Raw genomic sequence first — 13838 nt, 5'->3', positions numbered from 1 at the left:
CAAAAGCCTACTTGGGGTAAACGCGTGCTGGGGTCGTGCCCGAAGGCAAGCCAGGCACGATCTACCGTACCGGCCCGTATATCGAAAGGCGGTAAAATGTTCGTTTTCCCGGAGCCAATATGGCAGAGACCAAAGCTACTCAAAGCAGTCGCGGGCAGTTCGGCCCAAACGACTGGATTCGCGCGGCACGAAGAGTCTTGGAGAGCCGCAGCATTGATTCCGTTCGCGTGGAAGTGCTGGCCAAGGAGATCGGCGTCACTAAGGGCAGTTTTTACTGGCATTTCAGGGACAGAGACGACCTGCTCCAGCGGGTGTTAATTGCCTGGCGTGACGAGGCGACCGAGCAAATCATCTTCCGCTTCGAGAGCCGGGGACTCTCGGCGCGCGAACTGATCCGTGACTTGCTTTCACTACCCTTCCGAGGCTCCTCTGCCGCGGAAGCTGCGGCGTCCGAGTTGGCTATCCGCGCGTGGGCACGCAGAGATGAGTCAGCTCGAAGCGTCGTGGATGATGTCGACGCGAAGCGGCTGAGCTATATCACTCAATGTTTCCGCGCGCTGGGATTCAATGCCAGCGAAGCGAGATCGCGGGGCTTCGCCCTGTACAGCTATGACCTCTCGGAATCACTGCTATCCCATCAGGGCACGGCCAAACAGAAAGACGACCGACGCATATTTATGGAGCGGCTACTGCTAACACCGCTAAGCAGTTCGGAGCACTTCTAACTGAGGTTCATGGATGTCGACGCTGACATCAAAGGCACGCGAGCAGTCCACGCCTCAACATAGGGCCCAGACGAGCAGCTCGCGACTCGGCGGCAAAGTCGTTGATGCAGGAGCGATGATGAAGGGATACCTCACCGTCCTTCCACCAGGCATCCAAGGGGATCTCTTTGCTACCGACACCAAAGAAGAGCTCGTCGCCGACGATGAATAACGGCGAGCCAAGCACGCCAGGCGCGATGGATTCGTTCACCTATCGACGCAAGCTATCACTTCTATCGTCCCGTACTGGCGCCTGGGCAGGTGTGAACGCAAAGCAGCCGCACAAATGGACCACGCGTACGCGCCCCAGACTGCACACCCGTCCGTTGAACGACTACTCTAGCTCATGGCCAGCCGCAGCCCTGGCTGACTAGCAGTCATGAAGCAGTATCGATCAGTTCGGCTTCGAAGAGCACCTGGGACTCCTCGTCGAATGTGAAGCAAGCGAACGTCAACCGCGCCTCCTCTCGGTGCGGCTGAATCGCGCGAAGCTGCGCTTGCCCGTCCCGGTACCTGAAGACATCAAGATGGCCGCCATCGCAGAATGCTGCAGGTGCTACGCGGAGTCGCTTCGAAGGGGCCGAGATTGACGTCCTCGTCATGAATGACCTGCTGATGACACCGCTGTCGGATTCGGCGCAGCCTGAACTGTTCGAAGTGCCCAATGACGACACGACCGGCATTTCGCAGTCGATCGCCAGCCAGATTCAAATCGACAACTGGCATGCCGCAATTGGCAATCCAAACTGCGCCGCGGCGCTCGCCTTACAGTGGAATCGCCGCATGGCTCCGCGGGGAAGGCCTGCTCGCCTTGCCGTTGGACGGCTGCTCGACTTACGTGGAATACGCATGCCTGATCGAGGCACACCGTTCATATTCTCCCCACAGGTCGATGGAAGAAAAAACGACCGACAAACAAAAGTTCGATTCGAAACCAAGCGGCATGACGGGGAGTGAGGTTCGGTCACCGTCCCTTAGTCCGACTCCCTGTCAGAATTTACTGAGCAAGAAATGAAGAGAATCCGTATCAGGTACGCTATTCGACGGCGCCCTTGTGATAAGTGTTCCTATCAAAACAGATATGCCCACGTCGTCCCGACGTCCTCGCCGCTGTGCCTGGCTGCCCTCTCGGGTGGACCACTTTCCAGTTTCAGCTTGGCTCACGACGAGTTGGCATCCATGGATGCCGTTGCCGGGCGTGTTCGGGTCCACGCCCGGCGCCCGCGGCACGGTCACCCAAGGCTGCGCGAGGGCGACGTGCGCCGCCGTACAGGCACCACGCCACGACGAGGGGCGCACATGCACCGGATGCTGCGCAAGCGAGTGCCCAACTTCATTCATGCCGGGGCGGCACGTTTTCCGGCGGGCGAGTCTGGGCAAAGAATCCCGGTAGTCAGATAAGGATAGTTATCTGACCACCCGTATGGGATTTCACATCGAGCCGGGGATGACCGGCCCGGGAAATCGAGCGGCGACGCAAGTTTCGATCTTAGGGTGCGTTAAAAATTTGCAGAAAATGCGCAGTATCTTGCATATACTGCGAGCAAATAATGCAACTTCAGGTAGCCGATGAGCAACAGGACAGTCCAGCGGTTGATGCAGGAAAGCCGGCGCGGTCACCCCATCGATTCCGGCATTCTCAGGGACATGGGGATCAGCGCTGCGCTCGCGGCGCACATGGTCAGATCCGGGTGGCTGCAACGGCTCTCGCAGGGCGTCTACCTTCTGACCGGGGACACGCCGACACGGGACGGTTCGATCGCGTACCTGACTCGCCGCATTGCGGGTCTTCACGTTGGAGGCAAAACCGCCCTTGCCTGGCAGGGCGTCCGGCACAACATCGCGTTCCGCGAAAAGGTTGTGCTGTGGGGCCAGAAGCCCTATCGCATCCCGTCCTGGGTGGGCCAGCATCTGGTCTACTCGTTCCAGACCACCTCTCTGTTCGACGACGACCTGCCCTACGACAAGGGCCTGAAGCCACTTCCCGCTGGCGACCCGGAGGTCAATGTGTCAGTGCCCGAGCGGGCGATCCTGGAACTCGCCAGCGACATCGGCAAAGGTCAGTCGTTCGAGGAAGCGAGCAACCTGATGGTGAGCCTGCGTAACCTGCGCGGCGACGTGCTCGACGAGTTTTTGAGCCACTGCCATCGGGTGAAGGTCGTCAGGCTCGTGCGCGACCTCGGACGTGAGGCCGACTTTGCATGGGCTCGGGGACTTCAAAAACATGTGGACCGTCTTGGCACCGGTAAAAGATGGTCGAATCAGACAAAGAATGGCCGGATAACATTAAAACCAGAATGAGACGGCCGCGGGATTTGAACGAGCGGTCGTCAAGAGTGGTGTGTACGGGTCGATCGGCATGATCAGGCGGCCAGTACGTGAGGAACCGGTGTGCTTGCAATCACCGGGGTTCCGTCCTTGAAGGGGACGCTCTTCAGAAGTGCCTCGGTCTTGTCCACGCCGCGGATCTTTCTCCATGACTGCTTGGCCGCCTCGATCGACTTGAGGGCCATGGCGCGGAAGGTCGCGTGCGACAGACGTTATGCGTGCGGCTCGTGCGATGGCGCACCGTCGCGAACGTCGATTCAATCGGATTCGTGTTCCGCACGTGCTGCGAGTGTTCGGCCGGAAGTCGTAGACCGCGGTAAGAGTTGCTCGAGCACCGTCTAGACCGACGGCGCCAAAGTGGACATAGTGAGGCCCCACCAAACGACCAGGTCGCCTGCGTTTTCGGGTGACGGTATCTGGCGGGCACGACGTCCCGGGCGTATGTAGCGCGCGTAGCCCGCGCCCGTCCGAAGATGTCCTGCACGGTAAATCCATTATTGGCGACCTTGATCCTGATGTCTGCGAGCACCGCCTCGAACTCGGCCGCCCGCGCTGTCGCCGCCTACTCCTCGAGCGCAGCGATCTGTGTCGCGGGCTCCCTGTATGTCGCCAAGATTCGCATCCCTCAGCGGACACCGTCACGGCGTCATAACGCCCTTCGATTCGGGACGACCGGTGACTGGCACCCCGTGGCAAGGCGCGACTCCGGCGGGTATCGAGGTAAACCGTCAATGCCTGTTGTCGCGCCGTAGGCGGCCACATGTTTGCAGCACACCCCACGTGAAACGAGCGTGGGTTTCGACAGTGAAAAGCGGTTCAGCACTCCAGCCACTTCGCCCACGCGAAGTTCTCGTCCTCGCCAAGAAACTTGAGGCCCCAGACGACATCCTCCGCACCCAGTGATCCGCGAATCCTGAAGGGACGTTCAGCCGGATGTTGCACAGCATGCCGATGGGACTGGCATTGTCCTCATGCAGCGTTTCGGACTGCACCGAACCGGCCAGATACTCGAGGCTGGCGCGCTCGAAAACCGGTACAGGCATTCCGGGATCACGCCCCGGCAATGAGTCCGTGACGTTGCGGTAAAGAATGGTTCATGCAATCCGCGCCTTGGTTTCACACAACGAAGATAGCGAAGGCTAAAGCCGGAGCAAGCCGCCTGATTTCTATGAGTCCAATGGCCACCATCGCAGGGAACGACCGTATCGACTGCCAGAATGCAGGCGGCTACCGTCATGCGTAACAAAACGTAAATTGGGCAGGCGATTTTTAAACCAATTAACTTCCAGGCGGAAGTTTTATGGTTACCTGTACAAAGATATCGGACCAGGCCGGAAGGCCCATGTGGCGGAAGGCAGCCAGAGTCGAACTGACCCGGGAGCGGCTGACGCCCCCAACCGGATTTGAAGCCCGGCCGTACCACCGGATACGAATGCCTTCCTTCGTCAAACCCAAACCACCTGCAACCGCAAACACATATCGATGTGCCTACAACCATTCGCGCATCCGGCTATCGTGCCGTAGCAGATGCGTGTCGCGTTGAAAGCGAGTATATCCAACGCGGTCGAAGTACTCCAGAATCTGGATCGCGCGTTTGCGACCCAATGCCGTGGCGTCGCGAAACGCCGCCGCGTTGACCGCGCCGCCCTGCTCCGCGGCGATCTGTGCAACCGCACGCGCGAGCGTCTGCACCACGTCGCGATCGTAAAACAGATCGCGCACGACCTGATACACCATACCCAGGCGCGCGAGTTTGCGCAGCAGCGCACGCACCTTCTCTTCCGGCTGCCGCGTCTCGCGCGCGAGATCCCGCACCCACGGCGGATCGAAACGCCCTTGTGCGAGCAGCGGCATGAGGCGCGCGGCGAGCGCTTCATCGTCGGCGTCGAGCGTTACCGCGTGGGACGGGAGATGCAGCCACGGCCCGCTGCGTGCCACGCGCTCCGCGCGCTCGAGCGCTTCAATTGCGGCACGCCACACCGCATCGCTCACGAGCGGCGCCGCCATGCGGCGCAACCGTGCCGCGTCGGGCCCCTGCTCGTCGGGCGAGCGCGCATGGAACTCGGCAAGCGCCTCGACAATGCGTTCGGCGAGCCTCGTCCAGTGCGCATGGGCGATCACCGCGCCTTCGTCGTCGCGTCCTTGCGCTGCGATGGAAATCGCATCAGCCGGCAAAGCGAGCGCAGCGTCGTCGTAACCGGTCAACTGCACCAACGTCGCGCGCGCAATGCCGCGCGGCGCTTCCTCGATCAGCGGCGCCAGGCTGGCTTCGTCGAGCCACGTGCGCAACGCGTCGAGCCATGCACGCCGCTCCGGCGTGCGGCGCCGCCGCGACGGGCCGAACGGATCGAGCACACGCCCGCCGCCTACGGTGCGGTTCGCTTGCGCGTTGCGGACGATGAAGCGGTCTCCCGGCAACGCGTGCAACGGCGCTGCGAACACGAGTTGCACGCGGGCAGCCCCGCCCGGCGCGAGCGTTTCGCCTTCGAGCAACGCGACGTTCGCAACGCGATGCGTCGTGCCGAGATGCACATGCAGCGGCGACCAGTGCTGCAACGTAATGCCCGCGTCGTCGAGCAAATGCAGTTCTACGTCGAGACGCACGGCCGGCTCGGCCAGCCGCGCATGGACGATCCAGTCACCGCGCGCAATGTGCTCCTTGTCGATGCCCGCGAGATTGAGCGCGCAACGCTGGCCCGCGTGGCCCGCATCGCCGGCCTGTACCGCACGATTCTGTGCATGCAGGCCACGCACGCGCACTGGCGTGCCGGCGGGTGCGAGCACGAGCGCGTCGCCCGCCTGTACGCGCCCGGCGAATACGGTGCCCGTCACCACCGTCCCCTGGCCCGTCAACGTAAATACGCGATCCACGGCGAGGCGAAAGAGTCCATCGTCTCGTCGCGGCCGCCATGTACTCGCGCGCTCGCGCAACCACGCGTCGAGCCGCGCAACGCCGTCGTCATGCGGCTGCGTGGCATTGGTCGCGAATACGGGTGCGTCTGCAAGCATCGTGTCAGCGAGCCACGCGGCGATTTCGGCACGCACGCCGCCGAGTCTCGGCGCATCGACGCGATCGCACCTCGTCAGCGCGATGGCGCCTTGCTGCACGCCCAGCAGTTGCAGAATGGCAAGGTGCTCGCGTGTTTGCGGCATCACGCCGTCGTCGGCCGCAATCACGAGCAACGCGAAGTCGATGCCGCATGCACCCGCCGCCATCGTATGGACGAGCTTTTCGTGGCCGGGCACGTCGATGAAGCCCAGCACATCGCCATTGGCGAGCGGCAGGTACGCGTAGCCCAGTTCGATCGAAATGCCGCGCGCCTTCTCTTCTTTCAGGCGGTCGGTGTCCACGCCGGTCAACGCGCGGACCAGCGTGGTCTTGCCGTGGTCGATGTGCCCCGCCGTGCCGACGATCACAGACGCAGCTCCGCGAATTGCGCCGCGAACGCCGCTTCGTCCGCGGGTTCGAGGCAGCGCAGATCCAGACGCAGCGCGTCGTCGGCAATGCGTCCGATCACGGGCCGCGGCAGTTCCCGCAAGGCGCGTTCGAGCCTTAGCAGCGCGCGGCCGCTGCCGCCCTTCCCCGCATGGCGCACGACTAGCCCGCTGCTCGGCAGCACGTCCACGGGCAGCGCGCCGCTGCCGATCTGGCTGAACATCGGCTCGACGCTCGCCGCATACGCTTCGCCGATGGCGCGCTGAAACAGGGGCAGCGCGCGCTGCGCCGCCTCTTGCATTTGCGAGGCGGGCCGTGTGAGCAGGCGCAGCGTAGTGAGCCGCTCCTGCAAGAATTCGGGCGCCCGATAAAGCCGCAAAACGGGTTCGAGCGCGGCGAGCGTGAGCTTGCCGACCCGCAATGCGCGCTTCAGCGGGTGCTTCTTGATCTTCGCAATGAGTTCCTTGCGGCCGACGATCAGTCCCGCCTGAGGGCCGCCGAGCAGCTTGTCGCCGCTGAAGGTCACGAGGTCCGCGCCCGCTTCCACGGTCGCGCGCACCGTGGGCTCGGCTGGCAAGCCCCACTGCGCGAGATCGACGAGCGTCCCGCTGCCCAGATCGACGGCGACGGGCAGGCCGCGCTGACGGGCGAGCGGCGCGAGTTCATCGAGTCCGACACTCTTTGTAAAGCCGCTGATCGCGTAGTTGCTGCAATGGACTTTCATCAGGAGCGCGGTGTGGCCGTTGATCGCCGCTTCGTAATCCTTAAGATGCGTGCGATTCGTCGTGCCGATCTCGCGCAAGCGTGCGCCCGCGCGGCTCATGATGTCGGGAATGCGGAACGCCCCGCCGATCTCGACCAGCTCGCCTCGCGAAACGACGACCTCCTTGCGATTGGCGAGTGCGCTCAACAGCAACAACACGGCTGCTGCGTTATTGTTCACGACTGTCGCGGCTTCTGCGCCCGTCAGTTCGCAGATCAGCGAGTCGATCAGGTCGTCGCGGTCGCCACGCTTGCCGCTCGCGAGGTCGAATTCGAGGTTTGCGGGTTGCGTGAGCGCCTGCACCACCGCTTTTACCGCCTCGTCGGGCAACAGCGCGCGGCCGAGATTCGTATGCAGCACTGTGCCCGTGAGATTGAAGACGGAACGCAGGCGACTTTGCGTGCGTTCGGCCAACCGCTGCGTGACCGCCTCGATCATGCGCTCCAGCGAAAATGGTTCGGTATCCTTGTTTTCGTGCGCCAGGACGCCAGTTCGCACATCGCGACGCCAGCCGTCCTGCGTGGCGCGTATCGCGTCCAGCACCTGGGTGCGTCCGTACTGTGCTATCAGCGGCTGCGCTTGCTCCGAGGCAATTACGCGCTCGACCGCCGGCATTTTCGCGAGCAGCGCATGCAGGGCGTGCGCATCGTGCTCCGCTGCTTGTCCCACGGCTTCGCTCATGGCGTGCGCGGCTCCTTACTGGTCGCCATGCACTTCGGGCCATAGCAACGGATTCGGGCTCGCGCGACGATAGCCCGCATCGCTCATCAGCAAATCGAGCGTGAGGCTCGCCAGGTCGTCGGCAAGCGGCTCGAAGTCGAGATCCTTCTCCTGATAGCCGATCTTGCGGTACGTATGGCATTCGTCGCACGATTCGGCCTTGAGTGCGGCATTGCCGCCTTCGATGCCGTGATACGCAATGCCCTTGGTCGAATCGCAGTTCGTGCACTTCACGCGCACCACGTGAGCCTCGGTGCCGCACAGGCCGCATTGCGCAAACCGGTAGCCCTGATACACGCCGCCAATACGCACGATGCTGGCAACGGGCGGCGAGCCGCACAAGGGACAGACGCCTGGCGCATCGACATAAGGCACGTCGCGCACGTCGATGCGGCTCGCAAGGTCGGTCCACACCACCTGCAGCGCGGCCATGATGAACGGCGCGGTGGCAGGTGCGACTTCGGTGTAGCGCTGGGCGAGAACCGCATCGGCCTGGGCGTCGATCTGTCCTTCGGTCATGGCGCGCAACTCGCCCAGCACTTTCGCGAGCGCAGGCGCGACCGCTCCTGCCGCTTCGACCCGGTCGGCGAGACGGGATAGTACGGCGCGCCATTGCGGATCACGCTCGCCCGAAAGCGCCGGCAAGATCGGCATGGAGTGATGCTGCGCGTTCGCAATGGCTTCGCGCGAGGGCATCGAGGCGCTGCAATGTTCGAGCGCCTCCTGCTGCGCGTCGACGAGCGCCGCCATGAGCCGCACGTAGCCGCCAATGGGATTGTGGTCTGCGAGATGCCGCAGGCGCACGGCGCGCGTGCTGAAAAAGGCGATGCGCTCGGGCAGACGGATGCGCGGAATGGCCGAAGGATCGAGCGATTCGATTTGCTGCGGGTCGAGAATGCGTTGCGTCACGACGGGTCAGCTCCAGAACGGCTTCACGAGGAAAAAACCGCCGTGCCCTCGCGGGCGCCGGCGGTTTGCCGCTCGCGCCGCGACTGCCGTGGCCAAACGGCGCGGCATGCGGCGCGCAGCCTGTGCGTCACTTGATGCTCTCGCGGAACCAGCGCGGATGATGCTTTCTCGCCCAGCCCCAGGTGACGTAACCGCGCGTCATTGCGCCGATCGATCCCTTCACCCAGATGGCCGCATAAATATGAATAATGATCCCGCAGATCAGCACAAATGCCACTGCGGCATGCACCAGCGAAGAGAGCCGGATAATTTCGATCGGAAAGTAGGCCGAAAAGTATCGCCGCCACATCACGATTCCGGTCAAAAGCAACAGCACGAGGCAAATCACCATCACAAAGAATAACAGCTTCTGGCCCGCATTGTAGCGGCCGATTTCGGGCAGCCTGTCTTCGCGGTTGTTGAGCACGTCGCCCATCTGTTTCATCCACTGAATGTCGTCCTTGTCCAGATAGTTGTGATGCCAGAAGCGCAGCGCAAGGATCAGGAACGAGACGAACATCACCACGCCGATGAACGGATGCAGAATGCGCGTCCACTGGCCGCCGCCAAGCACCGCATACAGCCAGGACATGGCCGGATGGAACATTGCGAGGCCCGAGAGCGCAAGCAGGATGAAGCAGATTGCGGTGATCCAGTGGTTGCTGCGCTCGTTGGGCGTGTAGCGCTCGATCAGTTGCGGTTCATCGTCTTTCATCGCCGCGCTCCTCGGGGAGTTCGCCACGCATGCGCCGCGCTTCTTCGCGCGCCGCGACTTCGTCTTCGGCCGTCACTTCGTTCGGGCCTACCCGCGTGTAATGGAAGAAACCGGCCAGTGCGGTGAGCGCCATGATGGCGAGCCCGATCGGCTTGGCCACGCCCTTCCAGAGCCGCACCATCGGGCTGATGTGCGGATCCTGGGGCAGCCCGGCATAGAGCGACGGCCGGTCCGCGTGATGCAGCACGTACATCACGTGCGTGCCGCTCACGCCCGGCGGGTCATAAAGCCCGGCGTTCTCGAAGCCGCGCTCCTTGAGGTCCACGATGCGCTCGGCCGCGTGCTGCTTCATGTCTTCCTTGGTGCCGAAGACGATCGCTCCGGTCGGGCAGGTTTTCACGCACGCGGGCTCCTGTCCCACGGCCACGCGGTCCGAGCAGAGCGTGCACTTGTAGACGCGGCGCTCGCTCGACATGCGAGGAATATTGAACGGGCAGCCGGTAATGCAATTGCCGCAGCCGATGCAGTTTTCCTGGTGGAAGTCGACGATGCCGTTCGTATACTGCACGATCGCGCCCGGCGAGGGACACGCCTTCAAACAGCCCGGGTCCTCGCAATGCATGCAGCCGTCCTTGCGGATCAGCCATTCGAGGTCGCCCTGCGAGTTCTCGTATTCCGTGAAGCGCATTACGGTCCACGAGTGCTCTGTGAGATCGTGCGGATTGTCGTAGACGCCCGTATTGACACCGATTTCGTCACGCAGATCGTTCCACTCCATGCACGCGGTCTGACACGCCTTGCAGCCGATGCATTTAGAAACGTCGATGAGCTTCGCGACCGTGCCCGTAACCGGCTCGCGCACGCCGGGCGGCTCCGAGGTCGTCGCGGAGAGGCGTTTGACGTCAAGTGATTGCCATGCCATGTCGTCGCCTCCCTATGCCTTTTCGACCTTCACGAGGAACGACTTGAATTCGGGTGTCTGCGAATTGCCGTCGCCCACGGGCGGTGTGAGCGTATTCGTCAGATAGCCCGGGTGCGTGAGCCCCTTGAAGCCCCAGTGCAGCGGTACGCCGACCTGATGCACGGTCTTGCCCTCGATGGTCAGCGGCTTGATGCGCTTGGTGACCACCGCCACCGCGATCAGATAGCCGCGATTGCTCGACACCTTCACGCGATCGCCGGCCACCACGCCCACCTCCTTCGCGAGCGCCTCGCCGATCTCGACGAACTGCTGCGGCTGAATGATCGCGTTCAGCCGGGCATGTTTCGTCCAGAAGTGGAAGTGCTCGGTGAGCCGGTACGTGGTCGCCACATGCGGGAACTGCTGCGCGGTTCCAAACGTCTTGCGATCGTCCGGGAACACGCGCGCCGCCGGATTGCTCGTGGCGAGCGGGTTGTTCGGGTGGAACGGGTTATAGCCGAGCGGGTTCTCGAACGGTTCGTAGTGCTCAGGGAATGGCCCTTCGTTCATGCCGTCGCGGGCAAAGAAACGCGCCACGCCCTCGGGGTTCATGATGAACGGCCCCATGCCCTGATCGGGCGCTTCGTCAACCTTGTAGTCGGGTATGTCCGCGCCCGCCCATACGCTGCCGTTCCAGGCGATCAGCTTGCGGGTGGGATCGAAGGGCTTGCCCGCCACGTCGCACGAGGCACGGTTGTACAGCACGCGCCGGTTCACCGGCCACGCCCAGGCCCAGTTGAGCGTCTGTCCAATACCCGTGGGGTCGTCGTTGTCGCGCCGGCCCATCTGGTTGCCCGCCTGGGTCCACGCGCCGCAGAAGATCCAGCAGCCGCTCGCGGTCGTGCCGTCGTCCTTCAACTGCGCGAAGCCCGAGAGCTGCTCGCCCTTCTTCACGAGCACCTTGGTGGGATCTTTTGCATCGGTCTGGTCGGCGAGCGCACGCCCGTTGAACTCCTTCGCCAGCTCTTCCGGCGTCGGGCTCGCAGGATCCGAATACGGCCAGTCGAGCTTGACGATCGGATCGGGCAGCTTGCCACCGTCCTTCTGATACGCGGCGCGGATACGCATGAACAGGCCCGACATGATCTCGAGGTCGCTCTTCGCCTCGCCCGGCGGCTCCGCACCCTTCCAGTGCCACTGCAGCACTCGGCTCGAACTCACGAGCGAGCCGTTTTCTTCCGCGAAGCACGTGGTGGGCAAACGGTACACTTCGGTTTGAATCGAAGTCGGATCGACATCGTTATAGTCGCCGTACTTCTTCCAGAATTCGGCAGTCTCGATGGCGAGCGGGTCCATGATCACGAGCCACTTGAGCTTGCTGAGCGCCGAGACGGTCTTGGCCTTGTTCGGGGAGGACGCCATGACGTTGAAGCCCTGGCAAATATAGCCGTTGACCTTGCCCTGGTTCATCAGCTCGATGGTCTGCAGCAGGTCGTACGGCTTGTCGAGCTTGGGCAGCCAGTCGTAGCCCCAGTTGTTGTCCTTCGTGGCCGCGTCGCCCCACCACGACTTCATGAAGCTCACGAAAAATGCGCCGTAATTCCGCCAGTAGCTGAGCTGGTTCGGCCGCATGGGCTGCGCCGCGCGCTTCTTGATGTAGTCGTCGTAGTCCTGCTCCGCTTCGGACGGCAGCGTCATATAGCCCGTGAGCAGGTTCGACATGAGCCCGAGGTCGGTCAGCCCCTGGATGTTCGAGTGGCCGCGCAGCGCATTCATGCCGCCGCCCGCAATGCCGATGTTGCCGAGCAGGAGCTGCACCATCGCGCCGGTGCGAATATTCTGCGAGCCGATCGAGTGATGGGTCCAGCCGAGCGCATACATGATCGTGCCCGCGCGGCCCGGCACAGCCGTGCTCGCAAGCATTTCGCACACCTTGAGGAATTTATCCTTCGGCGTGCCGCACACTTTCTCTACCATCTCGGGCGTGTAGCGCGAGTAATGCTGCTTGAGCAACTGATAAACGCAGCGCGGATTCTGCAGCGTGTCGTCGGTCTTCACGAAGCCGTCGTCGCCGAGCTCGTAGTTCCAGGACGACTTGTCCGTGTACGAATGCTTCTGCGCATCGTAGCCCGAAAAAATGCCGTCGTTGAATGCGTAGTCTTCGCGCACGATGAACGTGAAGTCCGTGTAGTTCTTCACGTACTCGTGCTGGATCTTGTCGTTGGTGAGCAAATAGTTGATCACCGCGCCAAGGAAGGCGACGTCCGTGCCGGTACGGATCGGCGCGTAGAAGTCCGCGACCGATGCCGTGCGCGTGAAGCGCGGGTCCACCACGATGAGCCGCGCACCCCGGTGCGCCTTCGCCTCCGTGACCCACTTGAAGCCGCACGGGTGCGCCTCGGCCGCATTGCCGCCCATCACCAGAATCACGTCCGCATTGCGAATGTCGACCCAATGGTTCGTCATCGCTCCACGGCCAAACGTCGGGGCAAGACCTGCCACCGTCGGGCCGTGTCAGACACGCGCCTGGTTGTCGAATGCGAGCAGCCCCATGCTGCGGGCCACTTTGTGCGTGAGATAGCCGACTTCGTTGCTGGCCGCCGATGCGGCCAGCATGCCCGTGGTCAACCAGCGGTTCACGGTCTTGCCGTCGGCGGTCTTCTCGACGAAGTTCGCGTCGCGATCTTCCTTCAACAGCTTCGCGATGCGGTCGAGCGCGTCATCCCACGAAATGCGTTTCCACTCGTTCGAGCCGGCCGCCCGGTACTCGGGGTACTTGAGGCGGCTCTCGCTATGAATGAAATCGATCAGGCTGGCGCCCTTCGGGCACAGCGTGCCGCGATTGACGGGGTGATCGGGATCGCCTTCGATATGGATGATGCTCGTCGTAGCATTCTTCGCGCCATCGCCGAGACCGTACATGAGGATCCCGCAACCAACCGAGCAGTACGGGCAGGTGTTGCGGGTTTCAGTGGTGCGCGCCAGTTTGTATTGTCGGACCTCGGCAAGCGCGTTGTCGGGAGCAAAACCCATCAACGCGAGGCTGGAACCCGCCAGCGACGTTGCCGTGACCTTGAGGAACTGACGCCGGGACATCTGCAGCATGATTCGTCCTCGGCTTGATCGTGGGTATTTTCAGTATAAGACGTTTTGGGAGACGGATCGCGCTGGATGCCCCCAAGCGTGACGCGCGTGCAGCGCGAGATCGCCCGGGAACCCCGCTTGCTAATATTAAATGGCGAATGAAGCCATCTTTGTGATGA

Annotated in this window: 11 protein-coding genes and 1 tRNA gene; 4 read left to right on the top strand and 8 right to left on the bottom strand. The window is 62.7% G+C overall.

The features are described from left to right. The first annotated feature begins 119 nt into the window (after window positions 1-119). The 4 genes from M3I53_RS22605 to M3I53_RS22590 all read left to right on the top strand — a co-directional run bounded on the left by M3I53_RS22605 (window position 120) and on the right by M3I53_RS22590 (window position 3065). Entirely contained in the window at window positions 120-725 is a 606-nt protein-coding gene (locus M3I53_RS22605; protein WP_254318077.1) for a TetR/AcrR family transcriptional regulator, read from the top strand. Window positions 726-738: 13 nt separating this feature from the next. Beyond that, window positions 739-936 (top strand): hypothetical protein, encoded by a 198-nt coding sequence (locus M3I53_RS22600; protein ID WP_254318076.1) that lies wholly within the window; start codon window positions 739-741, stop codon window positions 934-936. Window positions 937-1364: 428 nt separating this feature from the next. Beyond that, complete coding sequence (locus tag M3I53_RS22595) at window positions 1365-1721, top strand: hypothetical protein (protein ID WP_254318075.1); 357 nt, start codon at window positions 1365-1367, stop codon at window positions 1719-1721. Between the two features lie 612 nt (window positions 1722-2333). Then, window positions 2334-3065, top strand: coding sequence for a type IV toxin-antitoxin system AbiEi family antitoxin domain-containing protein (locus M3I53_RS22590; protein ID WP_254318074.1), 732 nt, complete (start codon window positions 2334-2336; stop codon window positions 3063-3065). Between the two features lie 62 nt (window positions 3066-3127). On the opposite strand, the gene M3I53_RS22585 is transcribed toward M3I53_RS22590, so the two are convergent. The 8 genes from M3I53_RS22585 to fdnG form a co-directional block, all read right to left on the bottom strand. Further along, window positions 3128-3277: a hypothetical protein gene (locus M3I53_RS22585; protein ID WP_254318073.1), complete on the bottom strand. Its 150-nt coding sequence runs from the start codon at window positions 3275-3277 to the stop codon at window positions 3128-3130. A 1160-nt stretch (window positions 3278-4437) separates the two neighbouring features. After that, a tRNA-Sec gene (locus tag M3I53_RS22580) sits at window positions 4438-4533 on the bottom strand. Window positions 4534-4580: 47 nt separating this feature from the next. Continuing rightward, window positions 4581-6509, bottom strand: a complete 1929-nt coding sequence (gene selB, locus M3I53_RS22575; protein ID WP_254318072.1) for a selenocysteine-specific translation elongation factor — start codon at window positions 6507-6509, stop codon at window positions 4581-4583. After that, window positions 6506-7972 (bottom strand): L-seryl-tRNA(Sec) selenium transferase, encoded by a 1467-nt coding sequence (selA, locus tag M3I53_RS22570; RefSeq protein WP_254318071.1) that lies wholly within the window; start codon window positions 7970-7972, stop codon window positions 6506-6508. The genes selB and selA overlap by 4 nt, the downstream gene beginning before the upstream one ends. 15 nt (window positions 7973-7987) lie before the next feature. Beyond that, window positions 7988-8920, bottom strand: coding sequence for a formate dehydrogenase accessory protein FdhE (gene fdhE / locus M3I53_RS22565; RefSeq protein WP_254318070.1), 933 nt, complete (start codon window positions 8918-8920; stop codon window positions 7988-7990). Window positions 8921-9047: 127 nt separating this feature from the next. Beyond that, a complete protein-coding gene (locus M3I53_RS22560; protein ID WP_254318069.1) occupies window positions 9048-9674 on the bottom strand; it encodes a formate dehydrogenase subunit gamma in 627 nt (208 codons plus the stop codon). Continuing rightward, window positions 9661-10596, bottom strand: coding sequence for a formate dehydrogenase subunit beta (gene fdxH / locus M3I53_RS22555; RefSeq protein WP_254318068.1), 936 nt, complete (start codon window positions 10594-10596; stop codon window positions 9661-9663). The genes M3I53_RS22560 and fdxH overlap by 14 nt, the downstream gene beginning before the upstream one ends. 12 nt (window positions 10597-10608) lie before the next feature. Continuing rightward, window positions 10609-13680: a formate dehydrogenase-N subunit alpha gene (fdnG, locus tag M3I53_RS22550; protein WP_254318067.1), complete on the bottom strand. Its 3072-nt coding sequence runs from the start codon at window positions 13678-13680 to the stop codon at window positions 10609-10611. Between the last annotated feature and the right edge of the window lie 158 nt (window positions 13681-13838).

This window comes from Paraburkholderia sp. CNPSo 3272 (assembly GCF_024206495.1).
Classification (GTDB): domain Bacteria; phylum Pseudomonadota; class Gammaproteobacteria; order Burkholderiales; family Burkholderiaceae; genus Paraburkholderia.
The sequence above is the reverse complement of the archived record's forward strand: the minus strand, read 5'-3'. Positions and strand labels throughout refer to the sequence as shown.

Excerpts from the sequence above, each read along its gene's own strand:
- fdxH (WP_254318068.1), bottom strand. The coding sequence starts at position 10,596 with ATGGCATGGCAATCACTTGACGTCAAACGCCTCTCCGCGACGACCTCG.
- M3I53_RS22600 (WP_254318076.1), top strand. The coding sequence starts at position 739 with ATGTCGACGCTGACATCAAAGGCACGCGAGCAGTCCACGCCTCAACAT.
- selA (WP_254318071.1), bottom strand. The coding sequence starts at position 7,972 with ATGAGCGAAGCCGTGGGACAAGCAGCGGAGCACGATGCGCACGCCCTG.
- M3I53_RS22560 (WP_254318069.1), bottom strand. The coding sequence starts at position 9,674 with ATGAAAGACGATGAACCGCAACTGATCGAGCGCTACACGCCCAACGAG.
- M3I53_RS22590 (WP_254318074.1), top strand. The coding sequence starts at position 2,334 with ATGAGCAACAGGACAGTCCAGCGGTTGATGCAGGAAAGCCGGCGCGGT.
- M3I53_RS22605 (WP_254318077.1), top strand. The coding sequence starts at position 120 with ATGGCAGAGACCAAAGCTACTCAAAGCAGTCGCGGGCAGTTCGGCCCA.
- M3I53_RS22585 (WP_254318073.1), bottom strand. The coding sequence starts at position 3,277 with ATGGCCCTCAAGTCGATCGAGGCGGCCAAGCAGTCATGGAGAAAGATC.
- M3I53_RS22595 (WP_254318075.1), top strand. The coding sequence starts at position 1,365 with ATGAATGACCTGCTGATGACACCGCTGTCGGATTCGGCGCAGCCTGAA.